Origin of the sequence: Enterobacter sp. RHBSTW-00975 (genome assembly GCF_013615235.1) — a bacterium.
GTDB classification, from domain to species: domain Bacteria; phylum Pseudomonadota; class Gammaproteobacteria; order Enterobacterales; family Enterobacteriaceae; genus Enterobacter; species Enterobacter ludwigii.
On record NZ_CP055883.1, the window covers coordinates 3,314,497 to 3,332,336 of the forward strand.

At 52.9% G+C, this 17,840-nt stretch carries 16 protein-coding genes and 1 tRNA gene; 11 read left to right on the forward strand and 6 right to left on the reverse strand.

Annotated elements, in window-relative coordinates; all coding sequences use genetic code 11:
* Window positions 1-38: 38 nt before the first annotated feature.
* Complete coding sequence (mlaA, locus tag HV340_RS15895) at window positions 39-791, reverse strand: phospholipid-binding lipoprotein MlaA (protein WP_020883108.1); 753 nt, start codon at window positions 789-791, stop codon at window positions 39-41.
* Between the two features lie 315 nt (window positions 792-1,106).
* On the opposite strand from mlaA, the gene HV340_RS15900 reads away from it, so the two are divergent.
* Window positions 1,107-2,036, forward strand: coding sequence for a formate/nitrite transporter family protein (locus tag HV340_RS15900; RefSeq protein WP_020883107.1), 930 nt, complete (start codon window positions 1,107-1,109; stop codon window positions 2,034-2,036).
* Window positions 2,037-2,111: 75 nt separating this feature from the next.
* Window positions 2,112-2,186 (forward strand) — tRNA-Arg (locus tag HV340_RS15905).
* On the opposite strand, the gene HV340_RS15910 is transcribed toward HV340_RS15905, so the two are convergent.
* Complete coding sequence (locus HV340_RS15910) at window positions 2,146-2,820, reverse strand: helix-turn-helix domain-containing protein (protein WP_072255841.1); 675 nt, start codon at window positions 2,818-2,820, stop codon at window positions 2,146-2,148. The two genes, HV340_RS15905 and HV340_RS15910, sit on opposite strands and share 41 nt — an antisense overlap.
* Before the next feature lie 173 nt (window positions 2,821-2,993).
* On the opposite strand from HV340_RS15910, the gene HV340_RS15915 reads away from it, so the two are divergent.
* From HV340_RS15915 to ypdK, 3 genes are all read left to right on the forward strand, one after another.
* Window positions 2,994-3,470, forward strand: a complete 477-nt coding sequence (locus HV340_RS15915; RefSeq protein WP_059306636.1) for a WbuC family cupin fold metalloprotein — start codon at window positions 2,994-2,996, stop codon at window positions 3,468-3,470.
* Window positions 3,471-3,753: 283 nt separating this feature from the next.
* The gene (lpxP, locus tag HV340_RS15920) at window positions 3,754-4,674 is read left to right on the forward strand and encodes a kdo(2)-lipid IV(A) palmitoleoyltransferase (protein ID WP_025203512.1); all 921 of its coding nucleotides are present in this window, start codon (window positions 3,754-3,756) and stop codon (window positions 4,672-4,674) included.
* A gap of 354 nt (window positions 4,675-5,028) precedes the next feature.
* Window positions 5,029-5,100: a membrane protein YpdK gene (gene ypdK / locus HV340_RS15925; protein WP_099458937.1), complete on the forward strand. Its 72-nt coding sequence runs from the start codon at window positions 5,029-5,031 to the stop codon at window positions 5,098-5,100.
* Window positions 5,101-5,152: 52 nt separating this feature from the next.
* On the opposite strand, the gene alaC is transcribed toward ypdK, so the two are convergent.
* Window positions 5,153-6,391 carry an alanine transaminase gene (gene alaC, locus HV340_RS15930; RefSeq protein ID WP_025203511.1) on the reverse strand — a complete coding sequence of 413 codons (1,239 nt, stop codon included), beginning with the start codon at window positions 6,389-6,391 and terminating at the stop codon, window positions 5,153-5,155.
* A 386-nt stretch (window positions 6,392-6,777) separates the two neighbouring features.
* On the opposite strand from alaC, the gene HV340_RS15935 reads away from it, so the two are divergent.
* Window positions 6,778-8,475 (forward strand): sensor histidine kinase, encoded by a 1,698-nt coding sequence (locus HV340_RS15935; protein WP_050737150.1) that lies wholly within the window; start codon window positions 6,778-6,780, stop codon window positions 8,473-8,475.
* A gap of 13 nt (window positions 8,476-8,488) precedes the next feature.
* On the forward strand, window positions 8,489-9,220 hold the full coding sequence (locus HV340_RS15940; protein ID WP_025203509.1) for a LytTR family DNA-binding domain-containing protein: 732 nt from the start codon (window positions 8,489-8,491) through the stop codon (window positions 9,218-9,220).
* Between the two features lie 32 nt (window positions 9,221-9,252).
* Here HV340_RS15940 and glk read toward each other — a convergent pair whose 3' ends face one another.
* Window positions 9,253-10,218, reverse strand: a complete 966-nt coding sequence (gene glk, locus HV340_RS15945; RefSeq protein ID WP_020883102.1) for a glucokinase — start codon at window positions 10,216-10,218, stop codon at window positions 9,253-9,255.
* Between the two features lie 205 nt (window positions 10,219-10,423).
* On the opposite strand from glk, the gene HV340_RS15950 reads away from it, so the two are divergent.
* Window positions 10,424-11,659, forward strand: coding sequence for an ion channel protein (locus tag HV340_RS15950; RefSeq protein ID WP_020883101.1), 1,236 nt, complete (start codon window positions 10,424-10,426; stop codon window positions 11,657-11,659).
* Here HV340_RS15950 and ipdC read toward each other — a convergent pair whose 3' ends face one another.
* A complete protein-coding gene (gene ipdC / locus HV340_RS15955) occupies window positions 11,660-13,318 on the reverse strand; it encodes an indolepyruvate decarboxylase (RefSeq protein ID WP_059306637.1) in 1,659 nt (552 codons plus the stop codon).
* Window positions 13,319-13,502: 184 nt separating this feature from the next.
* On the opposite strand from ipdC, the gene mgrA reads away from it, so the two are divergent.
* Together mgrA and HV340_RS15965 are read left to right on the forward strand one after the other, a co-directional pair.
* Window positions 13,503-14,501 carry an L-glyceraldehyde 3-phosphate reductase gene (gene mgrA, locus HV340_RS15960; protein ID WP_059306638.1) on the forward strand — a complete coding sequence of 333 codons (999 nt, stop codon included), beginning with the start codon at window positions 13,503-13,505 and terminating at the stop codon, window positions 14,499-14,501.
* A 127-nt stretch (window positions 14,502-14,628) separates the two neighbouring features.
* Window positions 14,629-14,976 carry a DUF2502 domain-containing protein gene (locus HV340_RS15965; RefSeq protein ID WP_014171067.1) on the forward strand — a complete coding sequence of 116 codons (348 nt, stop codon included), beginning with the start codon at window positions 14,629-14,631 and terminating at the stop codon, window positions 14,974-14,976.
* Between the two features lie 61 nt (window positions 14,977-15,037).
* On the opposite strand, the gene HV340_RS15970 is transcribed toward HV340_RS15965, so the two are convergent.
* On the reverse strand, window positions 15,038-16,276 hold the full coding sequence (locus HV340_RS15970) for an Nramp family divalent metal transporter (protein WP_020883097.1): 1,239 nt from the start codon (window positions 16,274-16,276) through the stop codon (window positions 15,038-15,040).
* 350 nt (window positions 16,277-16,626) lie between these two features.
* Here HV340_RS15970 and HV340_RS15975 point away from each other — a divergent pair, with 350 nt between their 5' ends.
* Window positions 16,627-17,814: a NupC/NupG family nucleoside CNT transporter gene (locus HV340_RS15975; RefSeq protein ID WP_014171069.1), complete on the forward strand. Its 1,188-nt coding sequence runs from the start codon at window positions 16,627-16,629 to the stop codon at window positions 17,812-17,814.
* Window positions 17,815-17,840 lie beyond the last annotated feature (26 nt).

The following is a 17,840-nucleotide window of genomic DNA, read 5'->3' on the forward strand; positions in this document are numbered from 1 at the left end:
CATGGCTCACCTTTTTTCTTTATTCCGGGTCGATATCTTTATTCCGAGTCGATATCTTTTAATTCGTTCTCGATTGCTTTCGCGTTCGGATTCTCTTCCGGCTTCAGCTTGCCGCCATTGGCAATAAAGTCGTGATTCTGGAAGTAAGCTTCGCGGACCATAATATACGGGTCAGAAGACTGACGCAGCAGACCGTCCGAATCAAGCAGTTGCGCACGCGTCTCGATCCCTTCCACCGTCCATTTCCCTACCGACAGCGGCCAGGTCAGCCACGACAGAACCGGATACAGCGTATCCACCATGTCGCCGCCGTCATCACGTACGGTGAAACTGCCGTAGAATGGCAGATGAACATACGGACCATAACCCACGCCATAATGCCCCATCGTACTGCCGAAACGGTGCGGTTGCTCACGCTGAAGTTTCGGGTTCGCCATACCGGCAACATCGATGAAGCCCCCCATCCCCAGCAATGAGTTCAGGAAGAAGCGGGTAAAGTGCACCATACCCTGATACGGATCGCCCTGCAGGAAGTAGTTCACCATCACCGCAGGTTCTTCCAGGTTACTGGTGAAGTTACTCAACCCGTTACGCGCAGGTTGTGGAACATAATCACGCCATGCAACTGCCACCGGGCGAACCACATACGGGTCCAGCACGTTGTAGTTGAAGCTGTACATTGAGCGGTTAAATCCTTCGAGAGGATCGGAGCGTCCCGTTTGCTCTCCAGAGCTGGCGCAGCCCACAAGCATCGTCGCGCCCAGCGCAAGCGCCGACAGCCGAAGTTTCATAAATATCTCCCTGTTCAGTATGGCTATCGTTGATTGCCATCCGTAACGGAGCATGGGTTGCTCCGCCTGTAAACGTGCAAGTGATTGTAACAGCACGTTTACCGATGTCTACGAGCACAATTACGGGCAGTAACCACCGTCACTCTGATCTCAGCATAGCCTGGCTTTTAGAATTCGTTTCGCTGGCAATTTTATAATGTCTTTTAATGAGATGTATCGCCTTTGTTGCCATTGCCGCCAATTTAAGAGCATCCCCACGGGCATTTCATTAAAAGCCGCTACGCTTTATAGAAAGATCATCGTGTTGGAGTGGCTATGAAAGAAGTGGGCGAAGAAAAAATTGGCGAGAGTAATGAGGAAATTGAAATTGAAAGCGAGGAAAAAGAGCGCGGTGAGGAGATAGAAATCAATGAAGATCGCCTTCCTTCCCGTGCGATGGCGATCCATGAACATATCCGACAGGATGGCGAAAAAGAGATGGAGCGTGATGCCATGGCTCTGTTTTGGTCGGCCATCGCGGCAGGCTTGTCGATGGGCGCCTCACTCCTCGCCAAGGGCATATTCCATGTGCAACTGGAAGGGGTACCCGGTGGGTTTTTACTTGAAAATCTCGGCTACACCTTTGGCTTTGTGATTGTCATTATGGCGCGCCAGCAGCTGTTTACTGAAAACACCGTTACCGCCGTTCTCCCGGTGATGCAAAACCCTACCCTCGGTAATTTCGGTTTACTGATGCGTTTATGGAGCGTGGTGCTGCTGGGGAATATCATCGGTACAGGCGTGGCGGCATGGGCATTTGAATATATGCCGATATTCGATGAGCCCACCCGGGATGCCTTCGTGAAAATCGGTATGGACGTAATGAAAAACACGCCGTTCGAAATGTTCTCAAATGCCATCATCTCCGGCTGGATAATCGCGACCATGGTGTGGATGTTTCCTTCCGCGGGCAGTGCCAAAATTGTCGTGATCATATTAATGACCTGGCTGATAGCGCTGGCTGACACCACGCACATCGTGGTCGGAACCGTTGAAATCCTCTATCTGGTCTTTAATGGTACGCTTCACTGGAGCGATTTTTTCTGGCCGTTCGCCCTGCCGACGCTGGCAGGCAATATCTGCGGCGGAACGTTTATCTTCGCACTGTTAAGCCATGCGCAAATCCGTAACGACATGTCTAATAAGCGCAAGGCCGAACAGAAAGCGCGGGAAAACGATGATAAATCTGCAAAAAAATCGACCTGAATGGTGACTCTTTGAGCAGTCAGGCGGCGATGAGCTTAACGCAAAGTGTAAATGAGGCTATACTCGTGCCGCCTTGTCCCCTTAGTTAAATGGATATAACGAGCCCCTCCTAAGGGCTAGTTGCAGGTTCGATTCCTGCAGGGGACACCATGCTCTCATCGGCGCGCCGATACACCGGCACAAGGCGAGTGGTTCCGGTAAGATTATCAAATACCTGTTTTTCCGCAGTGGTAATTCTCATTCCGGCCTTTCTCAGACGCGACACCTCAGCAGCAATCCGCTGGATCCCAAACCAGAACAGCGCATCGAGTGCGGTTACCTCCAGACCACTTAACAGAGCACGTTTCAGACGTTCCGTGGGGGACTTAATTTCTTTGGCTATCTGCAGAAAAGGTTCCGCGGTCAATTGTGTCGCTTCCGTTCGCCGTATACGTGTGGACAGATGATATTGAAAAACGTCAGGTACACCGCTCAAATCGGACTTCACGCTCCAGACACAGCCAAACCGCTTCCCGTTAAAAATGACATTCTTCTGGCTGAGCTGCAGTTCATCACGCAACCCGGCAATTAACTGAGGTGTCCGCACGAGCAGCAGGCGGAAAGGCAGCTCAAAGCTGGTAACGTAATCGACATTGGTCAGGGCAATACGCAGACGCGCCTCGGCCCCGGCCTGGATCGCCTTGCACTCGCTTAAAACGTCGGCCCACTGACGGGTAAGACGCGGAGGTTCATTCGCCTCGGTAAATCTGTATTTTTCAATCTGATAATCGATTTGCTCTGTCACCCGCTTTTCCCTGTCAGTCACGTTTTAGCCGCTAAAGAGAATTTAGCAGCACAGGTTATTATGCTCCAGAGGTGATGTGCAGTGATTGAACCCTCATTTATATGGGTTATGTTATTCCGTATTACAATTCCACTGCTTTGCTCCACAGACCCTCTTCTCTTTAGGCAACCACCATGAAACAAATCACGCTCTCCGATTTGAAGCAACAAAGTGAAGCGGCGGCTAACGCCCCGCGTTTACGCGCACATCGTAACTTTCATCCTGAACTGAGCGACCCGGTTCAGCGGCTGGCCATCGCGATGGAACCAGGCACCTATGTTCGCCCTCATCGTCATCCGCATACCTTTGAGCTGTTACTTCCCCTTCGCGGGCGTTTTGTCGTGCTGAATTTTGACGACCAGGGCGTCGTCACCCGTCGCGCCGTATTAGGTGAAGCGTGTATGGCGCTGGAGATGGAGGCGGGAACCTGGCATGCCGTGCTGTCACTGGATCACGGCGGCGTTATTTTTGAAGTTAAACACGGTGGCTATCAACCGGTGGCTGATGAGGATTTCGTTACCTGGGCCCCCGCCGAGGGAGAGCCCGGTACAGCCGCGCTGATGGCATGGTATAAACAGGTACAGCCTGGCGATGCGGCCTGGAAAGCATAGCGACTGCTTTCAAAATATCCAAACAGATGCCGTCGCGCATCTGTTCTGGTTTATAAAAACAGAAAAATCAAAGACCTTTCGAATTGCCGCTTTTTTAATCAAGAACGAGTAATAGCACATACCGTATAAAGGGTGCTACATTATACCGCCCACCCAACGTCAGCAATGGCCAGGCAACGCCGTAAAGATCGGTAAAGCCTGCAACCATGACCTTGTACTACGGTCTAACAGGTACGTGGTTACGCAATGCGTGACTTTCACCGACTTTATATAGGTTCCCATTATTTTGTCACAATCCAAATTCAAACGCGCGTTTCTGCACCCGCGTTACTGGTTCACATGGTTTGGTCTTGGCGTGCTCTGGTTACTGGTTCAGCTTCCTTATCCCGTAATCCGCATTCTGGGCTCCAGGCTTGGCAGCGCATCGCGCCACTTCCTTAAACGTCGTGAGTCTATTGCGCGTAAAAATCTCGAACTTTGCTTTCCACAGTACAATGCGGAACAGCGCGAAAAACTGATTGCTGAAAACTTTAAATCTATCGGCATGGCTCTGCTTGAAACCGGTATGGCATGGTTCTGGTCTGATGAACGTGTTCGTAAATGGTTTGATGTGGAAGGCCTGGATAACCTGAAACGTGCCCAGTTGCAAAACCGCGGCGTGATGGTGGTCGGCGTTCACTTTATGTCTCTGGAACTGGGGGGGCGCGTCATGGGGCTTTGCCAGCCGATGATGGCAACCTACCGTCCGCACAACAGCGCCGTGATGGAATGGGTGCAGACACGTGGTCGTATGCGCTCGAATAAGGCGATGATCAGCCGTAACAACCTGCGCGGCATGGTTGGCGCACTGAAAAAAGGTGAGGCCGTCTGGTTCGCACCGGACCAGGATTATGGCCGTAAAGGCAGTAGCTTCGCTCCGTTCTTTGCGGTGAAAGATGTCGCCACGACCAATGGTACCTTTGTGATTTCACGTCTTTCCGGTGCCTCCATGTTGACCGTCACGATGGTCAGAAAAGCGGATAAATCAGGCTATCGCCTGCATATCTCCCCTGAGATGGCTAACTATCCGGAAAACGAAGGCGAAGCCGCTACGTTCATCAATAAAGTTATCGAAATGGAAATCATGCGTGCGCCTGAGCAATATCTCTGGATGCATCGCCGTTTCAAAACACGCCCTCTTGGCGAAGCCTCGCTGTATATCTAAATTCCAGAAGGTTAGTTTCGTTAAGAAACTAACCTTTTCAATGACCTGTAATCACGCTGTGTACTGTCTTTCTTTGCGTCGCTCAAAGTGAATTTATTGCGTTCTGAAATCAAACTGTCGCCGTTACACGACACTCGTAAGTGACGGAAATTATTTAAAAAAATCCCTCTTGTCACCCCCCATTTTTAGGCGTACATTAGCGCCGTCTGGCAACAGGAAAGCACAGAATTCTGAGCGGGAGTCAGCGGTATTACGGGAAAAATCTTATTTCCGCTATAAGCCAACTTCAGCTCTCTATAATCAGGTGGACTCTGTTTTTAAATGCGTACCACAAGATACGCGGAGCGATGAAACGTGAAATATTTCTTTATGGGCATTTCGGTGATTGTTTTAGTCTGGGCCGGAACGTTTGCCCTGATGATCTAGTGAAGAACATGCAGTCAAAAAAACAGGAGCCGATGGCTCCTGTTTTTTTATGTCATGATGACGCGTGATGTTCGGTGACGCTTTTCGATGAGAGAAGTCCGTCGGCGCGGAACATACTCTTGATGCCCCTCACCGCCTGCCGGATGCGGTCACTGTTTTCAATCAGAGCGAATCGCACATGGGTGTCGCCATAATCACCAAAGCCAATGCCCGGCGAGACACATACCTTCGCGTCCTGCAGCAGCTTTTTGGCAAACTCCAGCGATCCCATTGCCGCATACGGCTCCGGAATTTTAGCCCAGACGTACATGGACGCTTTTGGCATGTCCACCATCCAGCCCGCTTCATGCAACCCTTTGACCAGCACATCACGGCGACGCTTATACTGCGCAGCAATCTCATGCACACACTGCTGATCGCCTTCAAGGGCTGCAATAGCCGCGACCTGAAGAGGGGTAAAGGTACCATAGTCGTGATAACTCTTGATGCGCGCCAGGGCATTCACCAGCGTCTTGTTGCCCACCATAAAGCCGATGCGCCAGCCAGCCATGTTGTAGCTTTTCGACAGCGTAAAGAACTCAACCGCCACATCGCGTGCGCCAGGAACCTGCATAATCGAAGGGGCTTTCCAGCCGTCATAGACAATATCGGCATAGGCTAAATCATGCACCACCAGCACGTCGTAACGTTTGGCCAGGGCGACCACTTTTTCAAAGAAATCGAGCTCTACGCACTGCGCCGTCGGGTTCGACGGAAAACCGAGGATCATCATCTTAGGTTTCGGATAGCTTTCGCGAATCGCACGTTCCAGTTCGTTAAAGAAATCGACCCCTTCCACCAGTGGTACGGAGCGAACCTGCGCTCCGGCAATCACTGCGCCATAAATGTGAATCGGGTAGCTCGGATTGGGCACCAGTACAGTATCACCATGATCCAGTGTCGCCAGCATCAGGTGCGCCAGACCTTCTTTTGAGCCGATGGTGACAATCGCCTCGCTTTCAGGGTCGATATCAACCTGGTAGCGATCCTGATACCAGCGAGAAATTGCACGACGTAATCGAGGAATACCGCGAGAGGTGGAGTAGCCGTGCGTATCCGGACGCTGAGCAACCGTACATAACTTCTCAACAATATGCGGCGGTGTTGGGCCGTCAGGGTTACCCATGCTGAAATCAATAATGTCTTCGCCGCGCCGACGCGCAGCCATTTTCAGTTCAGCAGTGATGTTGAATACATAAGGGGGGAGACGATCGATACGCGTAAAACGGCGTTCAGGACTGAATTCAGCCATAGATTCCTCAGATTAACGTTAGCGCCCGGACCGTCCGAGCGACGCTGCCACCGATGTGGCATGTTTAGAAAATAACCTGAAAAAAATCATGCTGTCGAGAGGGAAATGAAAAAAAAGAGTGCGCGCTAAAATCGGAACCCTGCTGCATTGAAAAGCGGAAGCGTCCGAAGTGACAGCCTCTTTCTGATATCTGTTGTGTAACACGATGATATCAAAACCGTTACCTGCTCAGGCGTTATCACAAAAAAATCGGGAGACTTCAGCCCTCTCCTGATAATCCCCTTTGCAAAACAGGGTTTTTCCCCATTTGATAAACCTGACGGATAGCTGGTCAATACGCGCCAGGTTTTTTATCATGGTTCTTTCCCGTTTTCCCTGGTCTACTCGTGCACGAAATATTCAATATGCTGCTGGCAGTTTTTGACCGCGCGGCATTAATGCTGATTTGCCTGTTTTTCCTTATCCGCATTCGCCTGTTCCGCGAGCTTTTGCACAAGTCTGCGCACTCGCCAAAAGAGCTGCTGGCCGTAACGGCTATCTTCTCGCTGTTCGCGTTGTTCAGCACCTGGTCCGGCGTGCCGGTCGAGGGATCGCTGGTTAACGTGCGCATCATTGCCGTTATGTCCGGCGGGATTTTGTTTGGCCCGTGGGTCGGCGTCATCACCGGACTGATTGCCGGTACGCACCGTTACCTGATTGATATCGGTGGCGTGACGGCAATTCCCTGTTTTATTACCAGTATTATTGCCGGGATACTGTCAGGATGGATTAACCGCAAGATCCCGAAAAAGCAGCGCTGGCGCGCCGGGATCATCGCCGGCATGGTGTGCGAAACGCTGACCATGATCCTGGTGGTGGTGTGGGCCCCCACTATCGCACTGGGGCTGGATATCGTTTCGAAAATCGGTATTCCCATGATCCTCGGCAGCGTCTGCATCGGTTTTATCGTGCTGCTGGTACAAAGCGTTGAGGGAGAAAAAGAGGCCAGTGCCGCGCGTCAGGCCAAGCTGGCGCTGGATATCGCCAACAAAACGCTGCCACTCTTCCGCCATGTGAACGCGGAGTCGTTACGTCAGGTCTGCGATATAATCCGCCGCGATATTCATGCCGATGCGGTCGCCATTACCAATAACGACCACGTACTGGCTTACGTCGGCGTCGGGGAACACAATTACCGCGATAATGACGATACCATTAGCCCCACCACCCGACAGGCGATCAACTACGGTAAAATCATCATTAAGAACAATGATGAAGCTCACCGAACGCCGGAAATCCACTCCATGCTGGTGATTCCGCTGTGGGAAAAAGGCGTGGTAACGGGCACACTAAAAATCTACTACTGCCACGCGCACCAGATCACCTCCACGCTTCAGGAGATGGCCATCGGCCTGTCGCAAATTATCTCTACCCAGCTGGAAGTTTCCCGTGCAGAACAGCTGCGCGAGATGGCAAATAAGGCAGAACTGCGCGCGCTTCAGAGCAAAATCAATCCTCATTTTCTGTTTAACGCGCTGAACGCCATCTCGTCCTCCATCCGGATGAATCCGGACACCGCGCGTCAGCTTATATTCAATCTGTCGCGCTACCTGCGCTACAACATTGAACTGAACGATGATGAGCAGATCGACATCAAAAAAGAGCTGTATCAGATCAAGGACTATATCGCGATTGAGCAGGCCCGTTTTGGTGACAAGCTCACGGTGATTTACGATATCGATGAAGAGGTCAACTGTGTGATCCCAAGCCTGCTGATCCAGCCGCTGGTGGAAAACGCGATTGTTCACGGCATTCAGCCGTGTAAAGGTAAAGGCGTGGTCACCATCAGCGTAACCGAAAGCGGTAACCGCGTGCGCATTGCCGTGCGCGATACCGGCCACGGTATTGATCCAAAAGTCATTGAGCGCGTGGAGTCTAACGAAATGCCGGGCAATAAAATTGGACTGCTGAACGTGCACCATCGGGTCAAGCTGTTGTTCGGCGACGGACTGCACATTCACCGTCTCGAACCCGGCACCGAAATTGCTTTTTACGTCCCGAATGAACGCTCCCCTGTTCATGCGGCGACATCACTGTTGCCATAGGCCGGAGTAATCAATGAAAGTCATCATCGTGGAAGATGAAATTCTGGCTCAACAGGAGCTGAGCTGGCTTATCAAAACGCACAGCCAGATGGAGATTGTGGGTACCTTTGAGGATGGTCTGGACGTGCTCAAGTTCTTGCAGCATAACCGGGTCGACGCCATTTTTCTGGATATCAACATTCCATCACTGGACGGTGTATTACTGGCGCAAAATATTAATCAGTTTGCTCATAAGCCGTTTATTGTTTTCGTCACCGCCTGGAAAGAGCACGCCGTAGAAGCCTTCGAACTGGAAGCGTTTGACTATATTCTGAAGCCTTACCAGGAATCGCGTATTGTCAGCATGCTGCAAAAGCTGGAAGCCGCATGGCAACAACAGGCCACGCCTGCTAACGCAAGCCCGGCGATACGTGAAAACGACACCATAAATCTGGTCAAGGATGAACGCATCATCGTGACGCCTATTGACGATATCTACTATGCCGAAGCGCACGAGAAGATGACATTTGTCTATACACGGCGTGAATCATACGTGATGGCAATGAACATCACCGAGTTTTGCAACAAACTGCCGGCGGCGCACTTTTTCCGCTGTCACCGTTCGTTTTGCGTCAATCTAAACAAGATCCGCGAGATCGAACCGTGGTTTAACAACACCTATATTTTGCGTCTGAAGGATCTTGATTTTCAGGTCCCGGTGAGTCGCAGCAAGGTGAAAGAGTTCCGCCAGCTGATGCATCTGTAAAAATCCCCTCTCCCGCAGGAGAGGGATAGTCGTCAGAGGATTTGACCCAGTACCTGACGCAGGTGCGCGCCCGAGCCAAGCAGGCCAGGGTTATCGTGCACAATCAGGTACACAGGGATGTCCTGCACATAGCTTCTGAAGCGACCTTTGTCTTCAAACGCACCGCGGAAGCCTGAGGCTGTAAAGAAGTCGAGGAAACGCGGTACGATCCCGCCCGCGATGTAGACTCCCCCGAAGGTGCCCAGCGTCAGCGCCAGGTTGCCGCCAAACCGTCCCATGATCACACAGAACAGCGACAGCGCACGGCGACAGTCGATGCAGCTGTCCGCCAGCGCGCGTTCGGTCACATCTTTTGGCTGCAGATTCTCCGGCAGACGACCGTCTGATTTTACAATCGCACGGTACAGATTCACCAGACCCGGACCGGAAAGCACGCGCTCGGCGGAGACGTGGCCGATTTCAGCTCGCAACTCTTCGAGGATAATGCCCTCTTCTTCGCTGTTGGGCGCAAAGTCCACGTGACCGCCCTCACCCGGCAGGCTTACCCAGCGCTGGTCGACGTGAACCAGATGTGAAACGCCAAGACCGGTACCGGCACCGTAGACCGCAATCGGCTTACCTTCTACTGGCGCTGTACCGCCAAACTGAATCAGATGCTCTGGCTTCAGCATCGGGATCGCCATGGACACGGCAGTAAAGTCGTTGATGATTTCAAGATGCGCAAAACCAAGGTTTTTTTTCATCTCAGCGATGGAAAATGCCCAGACATGGTTGGTCATCGCCACCCAGTCACCGGTAATCGGGCAGGCAATGGCGATACATCCATCTTCAATGCTCACCTGTTGCTCTTCAAGATAGACCCGAACAACGGCCTCAAGACTTGGATAATCCAGCCCTGAATAGGTTTTCGCCCGGGAAATTTCACCGCTATTTACATCGCATAGGGCAAGGCGAGCATTCGTGCCGCCCACATCGCCTACCAAAGCATACTTTGTCATTCTTCTACTGCTCCGCTAAAGTCAGAATAAATCTTTGGGACACTGTAAGTTCAAGGCGTGATAACAACAACGACCGGAAGGTGAATGCCCGTGGATTATCGATCTTCGTCACAGAATAACTTTACCGTTTCAGCACCTTTTGCACTATTGCCATAAAGCTGATTGTGCAAAGTAACGTAATAGCGTTTTGTACAAGGAAATCATCATGCTCCATCCGCGAGCCAGAACCATGCTCTTACTGGCAATACCGGCGCTGATCATTGGCGTTGCCTCAAGTCTGGTGCTCATTGTCGTGATGAAAGTCGCGTCGGTGTTGCAGGCGATGTTATGGACGGCGCTTCCTGCACAACTGGGCGTCAGCGTGGATTCGCCGGGATGGATCATGTTGATGCTGACGCTCACCGGCGTTGCGGTGGGTCTGGTGATCCGCTTTAGCCCCGGGCACGCCGGGCCGGATCCGGCGCTTGAGCCACTGATCGGTGCGCCCGTTCCCCCCTCGGCGCTGCCGGGGCTGATTATCGCGTTGATCCTGGGTCTGGCGGGCGGTGTCAGCCTTGGTCCTGAACACCCCATCATGGCGGTAAACATTGGTATGGCGGTCTTTCTCGGTTCGCGCATTTTACCCCGTGTCGGTGCGCTGGACTGGACCATCCTCGCCTCTGCAGGCACCATCGGGGCGCTTTTCGGCACGCCCGTTGCCGCCGCCCTTATTTTTTCTCAGACGCTTACCAGCAATAACGACGTCCCGCTCTGGGATAAACTCTTTGCGCCGCTGATGGCCGCTGCGGCTGGTGCGCTCACGACCAGTCTGTTTTTCCATCCTCATTTCTCACTCTCTCTGCCCCACTACGGTCAGATGCATATTGCCGATATTTTCAGCGGTGCCATCGTCGTCGCGATCGCCATTGCACTCGGGATGATTGCGGTATGGTGCCTTCCGCGCCTGCACCGTCTGATGCACCGGCTGAAGCACCCGGTGCTGATTCTGGGGGCGGGTGGTCTGATGCTGGGCGTATTAGGGGCTATCGGCGGAACGGTAACGCTGTTTAAAGGCCTTGATGAAATGCAGCAGTTGGCTTTCAGCCAGGTGTTCAGCGTGTCTGATTACCTGCTGTTTGCGCTGGTTAAACTGGCGGCGCTGGTGGTAGCTGCAGCATGTGGGTTCCGCGGTGGGCGTATCTTCCCGGCGGTGTTTATCGGCGTGGCGCTGGGGCTGATGCTGCATGAGCATGTGGATGCGGTGCCGGCAGCGATAACGGTCTCTTGCTCAATTCTGGGGCTGGTGCTGGTGGTGACGCGCGATGCGTGGCTGAGCCTGTTTATGGCGGCGGTAGTGGTGCCGGATTCAACGCTCTTCCCCCTGCTCTGTATCGTGATGTTGCCCGCCTGGCTCCTGCTGGCGGGCAAACCGATGATGATGGCCTGGCGAAACGACAAGTAATCAGGCGTTATTACGCGCTTCCAGAGCTTTGGTAAGCGCCCCGAGCAGCGGCGGGATATCCGCTTTCGGGAGCATCACCTCAATCAACGAGAGCCGCTCGTGGTGCGCCACTTTTTCAAGTACGTCCGCCAGCTGTTCCGCTTCACTGACCCGCCAGCACTCAGACTGAGGATCGAGGCTCAACGCCTGCGGAATGTGCGTCCAGTTCCACAAAGCAATGTCGTTATACCGCTGCTCCGCCCCGTGGATAGCCCTCTCAACCGTGTAGCCTTCGTTGTTGAGCACCAGAATAATGGGGTGCTGCTTATCACGCAGCATCGAGCCTAGTTCCTGAATGGTGAGCTGGGCCGCGCCATCCCCCGTTAGCACAATCACGCGCCGGTTCGGGCATGCGGTTTGTGCACCAAACGCCGCCGCCAGCGTGTAACCAATCGAGCCCCACAGCGGCTGGACGATAAAATTCACATCAGCCGGTAAACGCAGATCAATCGCGCCGAAGGCCGATGTTCCCTGGTCGGCAAGGATAATGTCCCCCGGGCGAATAAAGGTTTGCAACGTTCTCCAGAAATTCTCCTGGGTAAGCGAACCGTCCGGCTGCGGGAACGGTATTGCGCCTGATGATGACGACATAAGGCCAGCATGCACGTGCTGTTTGCAGAGTTCGACCAGCGTCTCAATCGCCTGGTTCATTGGGATGCCGGTAAACCAGACATCCCCGACGCGTGCGGAATGCGGCTGGACTTCAATGGTTTGCGCAGGGGTAAGCTGGTGCGTGAACCCGGCCGTCAGGGTATCGGTAAAACGCGTGCCAACACACAATACCGTGTCAGCCCCTTCAATCGCCTCTTTTACCGCACCGGTGCTGGCTGAACCACTGTATGTGCCGTAAAAACCCGCCTGCCGCTCGTCGAATATCCCTTTCCCCATCAGCATGGTGGCGTGCGCCATCGGTACCTCTTTCACCCACTTCTGTAGCGCATGCTTCAGGCCATGGCGCAGAACAAGGAAGTCGGCCAGCAGCGCGGTACGTTTGCTCATCGCCAGTTTGTTCTCAGCAGCATCCCGGAACGCTTTCAGGCAGGCGCTATCGGCATGAGCCTGCTTATGAGTGAGAGCGTTTACAGGCGGCGTGGCGGCTTTTTTTGCCACATCAGCGGGTAACATCAGATAACCGGGGCGACGTTCCCGAAGCATGGTTGTCAACACACGGTCGATTTCATAACAGGCATTTTGTTCGGTAAGGACCGCCTGTGCGACGGTGATCGGCTCGCTCATATGATAAAAGTGACGGAACTCCCCATCCCCCAACGTATGATGCAGCAGCTCTCCCCTTTGCTGTGCCGCTGTACCCGGCGCTCCCACAATATGTAAAACCGGGACATGCTCGGCATAGCTGCCGGCAATGCCGTTCATGGCACTTAACTCCCCAACGCCGAATGTGGTCAGCAGCGCGGCAAAGCCCTTACATCGGGCGTATCCGTCAGCGGCATAGGATGCGTTCAGCTCATTGGCACAGCCCACCCAACAAATATCCGGGCTGTCTATTACGTGGTCGAGAAACTGCAGGTTATAGTCGCCCGGCACGCCAAACAGATGATCGGCACCACAATCTGTAAGACGGTCCAGCAGGTAATCGGCGACGCAGTATGGGGTTCGCATAACAGGTGTCCTTCTGACGTTGACCTCACTTTGAGTATTAAAGAAGCGTGATGGCTGTCCAGAATTGGTCGTAAGAAGGGCATGGAAAGAATGCTTTACAAAAAAGGCTGCGCTATGCTCTTTTTTTTCACGTTAATGTAAACGTATACACTGATTTTTCCTTTCAGCGCCAGAGGGCATCAGAATGGGTTACCAGCCGGACAAAAATCGTTATCAGACAATGCAGTATCGCCGCTGCGGGCAAAGCGGACTCAAGTTGCCCGCCATCTCACTCGGGTTGTGGCACAATTTTGGCGACGCCACGCTTGTCGAAAACAGCCGTCAACTTTTACAGCGCGCGTTCGATCTGGGTATTACGCATTTCGACCTTGCCAATAATTACGGTCCTCCTCCCGGCTCAGCCGAACGTAACTTCGGTCGCATTTTGCAGGAAGATTTCCTGCCATGGCGCGACGAGCTGATCATCTCGACCAAAGCGGGTTATACCATGTGGGATGGCCCATACGGCGACTGGGGGTCACGCAAATATCTGGTTGCCAGCCTGGATCAAAGCCTGAAGCGTATGGGGCTGGAATATGTGGATATCTTCTATCATCACCGTCCTGACCCACAAACGCCACTGCTGGAAACCATGAAAGCGCTTGACCATGTGGTGCGTCAGGGAAAAGCCCTTTACGTCGGGTTATCAAATTACCCTGCAGAACAGGCCCGCAAGGCTATCGATATCCTGAATGACCTTGGGACGCCGTGTCTGATCCACCAGCCGAAATATTCGATGTTTGAACGTGCGCCAGAGGAAGGCCTGCTGGACGTGCTGCAGGAAAAAGGCGTCGGCTGCATTCCCTTCTCGCCGCTGGCGGGGGGACAGCTGACTAACCGCTACCTGAACGGTATTCCTGCAGACTCGCGTGCGGCAAGCGGCAGTAAGTTCCTTAACCCCGATCAGATCACCGCAGAGAAGCTGAAGAAGGTTCGTCAACTGAACGCGCTGGCGGAAAACCGCGGCCAGAAACTGTCACAGATGGCGCTGGCGTGGATTTTACGCCACGAGTCGGTAACGTCAGTCCTGATTGGGGCCAGTAAAACTGCCCAGATTGACGATGCCGTGGCAATGCTGGAAAACCGCCATTTCTCGGCGGAAGAACTGGCAATCATTGATGGGATCCTGAACAGCTCAAAATAAAATCACTTTTAGCAAAAAGTGCTCTCATTCATGAATTAGGAGTTGAGGCGATGAAACGAGCCTTTACCAACTCGTAATATTGCGTTAACAGGCCCCACAAAGGCCCCGATCGTGAAGGAGAAAGAGTATGTTCAGGTCACTGATTCTTGCAGCGGTATTACTGGCTTCGGCCCCGCTGATCGCCACTGCGGGCGAAATCACCCTGTTGCCATCAGTTAAATTACAAATTGGCGATCGTGACGACTACGGCAGATACTGGGACGGTGGCTACTGGCGCGACCGTGATTACTGGAACCGTCACTATGAGTGGCGCGGCGACCGCTGGCGCAGACATGATAATGGCCTGCATCGCGGCTGGTACAAAAACAACGCCTATGAGCGTGGTTACCGTGAAGGCTGGAACGATCGTGACGACCGCCGCGGTGGCTGGGGTCACGGTGGCAGAGGACACGGTGGTCACGGCCATCATCACTAATGCATCATCAGTAATGCAAAAAGGAGCCTCCCGGCTCCTTTTTCTTTGGTTCAACGCGACGCTATAACCCCAGAGCAGTGCCGACCAGGAGCCACAGGTTCAACGACACCACTACCGCCACAATGACCCAACCGGTTCGTTTCACCAGCGTGCTGTTCACCAGTTCGCCCATCAGGCTTTTGTCACTGGTAAAGATCAGTAGCGGCACCAGTGCAAGCGCGATACCAAAACTCAGCAGTACCTGGCTCATGACCAGAATTCTCGTGGGATCCAGCCCCATCAGAATCACAACAAAGGAGGGCAGCATGGTCACGGAGCGACGAACCCAAAGCGGAATGTGGAAACGAACAAAGCCCTGCATCACCACCTGCCCTGCCAGCGTCCCCACAACCGTTGACGAGAGACCGGCCGCCACCAGGCTCAGCCCGAATATCGTGGCAGCAGCGTGGCTCAGTAACGGCTCCAGCGTAAGGTATGCCTGGTCGAGATCGGCAATACCGGTGTGACCGTTAAAATGGAAAGCGGCGGCAGCGGTCGCCATCATCGCCAGGTTCACAAAACCGGCAATGGTCATGGCGATCGCCACATCCCATTTCGTCGCAGAGTAACGCTCTTTGCGCGTCCCGCCGTGCAGGTGCTGAGTCAGCGAGGAATGCAGGTAAATGACATGCGGCATGATGGTTGCGCCCAGCACCCCGGCGGCCAGGAACACCGCTTCAGAGGTTGGCAGGCTCGGGATAATCATCCCTTTGCTGAGCTGTGCCAGATTCGGCTGAGAGAAAATCAGCTCGACGATATAGGCCGCCGCCACAAACAGCAGCAGCCCACCGATAACTTTTTCCAGCGGTTTTTGACCGCGACGCTGCAGCATCAGGATCAGGAAAGTGGCAATCCCGGTGAGCACTGCGCCCTGAAGCAGCGAGACGCCGAGGATCAATTTAAAACCAATCGCGGCCCCGATGAATTCGGCGAGGTCGGTTGCCATGGCGATAATTTCCGCCTGAACCCAGTAAAGCCATACCGCCGGACGCGGATAATGATCGCGAATTTGTTCAGCCAGGTTTTTGCCCGTGGCAATCCCCAGCTTCGCGGACAGCATCTGAATCAACATGGCCATCAGGTTAGCCCACACGACCACCCAGAGCAGCTTATAGCCGAAGCTGGCCCCGGCCTGAATATTGGTCGCAAAGTTACCTGGATCGATATAGCCGATGGCAGCAATGAACGCAGGTCCCATTAACGCGAACCGCAACTTGCGCGCTGCTCTGCCACTGCTACCCTCTACGCGACTGTTTGTCATTTCTGCCTCTGGAAATATAGCCTTTGCTATGTTTAATGCTATCAAAATGAGAATGATTATCAAGATCATTTAGTGAGTTTATAGTGATTTCTCTGATAGCTTTGAACAATAGACGGGCGGGTAAGGTGGGGCGATCTAACAAAACCTGCAATCGCGCACGCTTTTGTGAAGACTAGCACACAAACTTAACTTTTCACGCATTTACCTAACATAACAAAAATGTATTGTGGATCACTAATTTTGAGACTCGTCACAGGATGTAACTATAGTGTGTCCTTGATCTCGTTTTCTTTTCGCTTGTTACATAGAATGTGCACGAAAATTAAACCTGCCTCATATTTGGAGCAAATATGGACCGCGTCCTTCATTTTGTCCTGGCACTCGTTGTCGTTACTGCGCTTGCGTTACTGGTCAGCCATGACCGTAAAAAAATCCGCATCCGCTTTGTTGTTCAGCTTCTCGTTATTGAAGTTTTGCTCGCGTGGTTCTTCCTGAACTCCAACGTGGGGCTTGGCTTCGTAAAAGGCTTCTCCGAAATGTTCGAAAAACTGCTCGGATTCGCCAACGAAGGGACGAACTTTGTCTTCGGTAAAATGAACGACGAAGGTCTGGCGTTCTTCTTCCTGAAGGTACTGTGCCCTATCGTCTTCATCTCTGCGCTGATCGGTATTCTGCAACACATTCGTGTTCTGCCTGTCGTCATCCGCGCCATTGGTACCGTACTCTCCAAAGTTAACGGCATGGGTAAACTGGAATCGTTCAACGCCGTCAGCTCCCTGATCCTGGGTCAGTCTGAGAACTTCATCGCCTATAAAGACATCCTCGGTAAGATGTCCCGCAACCGCATGTACACCATGGCAGCTACCGCAATGTCTACCGTCTCCATGTCTATCGTGGGTGCGTATATGACGATGCTGGAACCTAAATACGTGGTTGCCGCGCTGGTCTTGAACATGTTCAGTACCTTTATCGTTCTCTCTCTGATCAACCCTTACCGTGTTGACGAAGGCGAAGAGAACCTGCAGATGGCAAATCTGCATGAAGGTCAGAGCTTCTTCGAAATGCTGGGTGAGTACATTCTGGCTGGTTTCAAAGTGGCGATTATCGTTGCGGCGATGCTGATCGGCTTTATTGCCCTGATTTCTGCTCTGAACGCCCTGTTCGCAGCGGTTCTGGGTATCTCCTTCCAGGGCATTCTGGGCTACATCTTCTACCCGGTTGCCTGGGTGATGGGTGTTCCTGCACATGAAGCGCTGCAGGTAGGCAGTATCATGGCGACCAAACTGGTCTCTAACGAATTCGTTGCAATGATGGATCTGCAGAAAATTGCCAGCACGCTCTCTCCACGCGCGGAAGGCATCCTGTCCGTGTTCCTGGTCTCCTTCGCTAACTTCTCTTCCATCGGTATTATCGCCGGTGCGATTAAAGGTCTGAATGAAGAACAGGGTAACGTGGTTTCTCGCTTCGGTCTGAAGCTGGTTTACGGTTCTACGCTGGTGAGCGTACTGTCTGCCTCTATTGCGGCACTGGTACTGTAACACCTGCAGCGAAATAAAAACCGGGA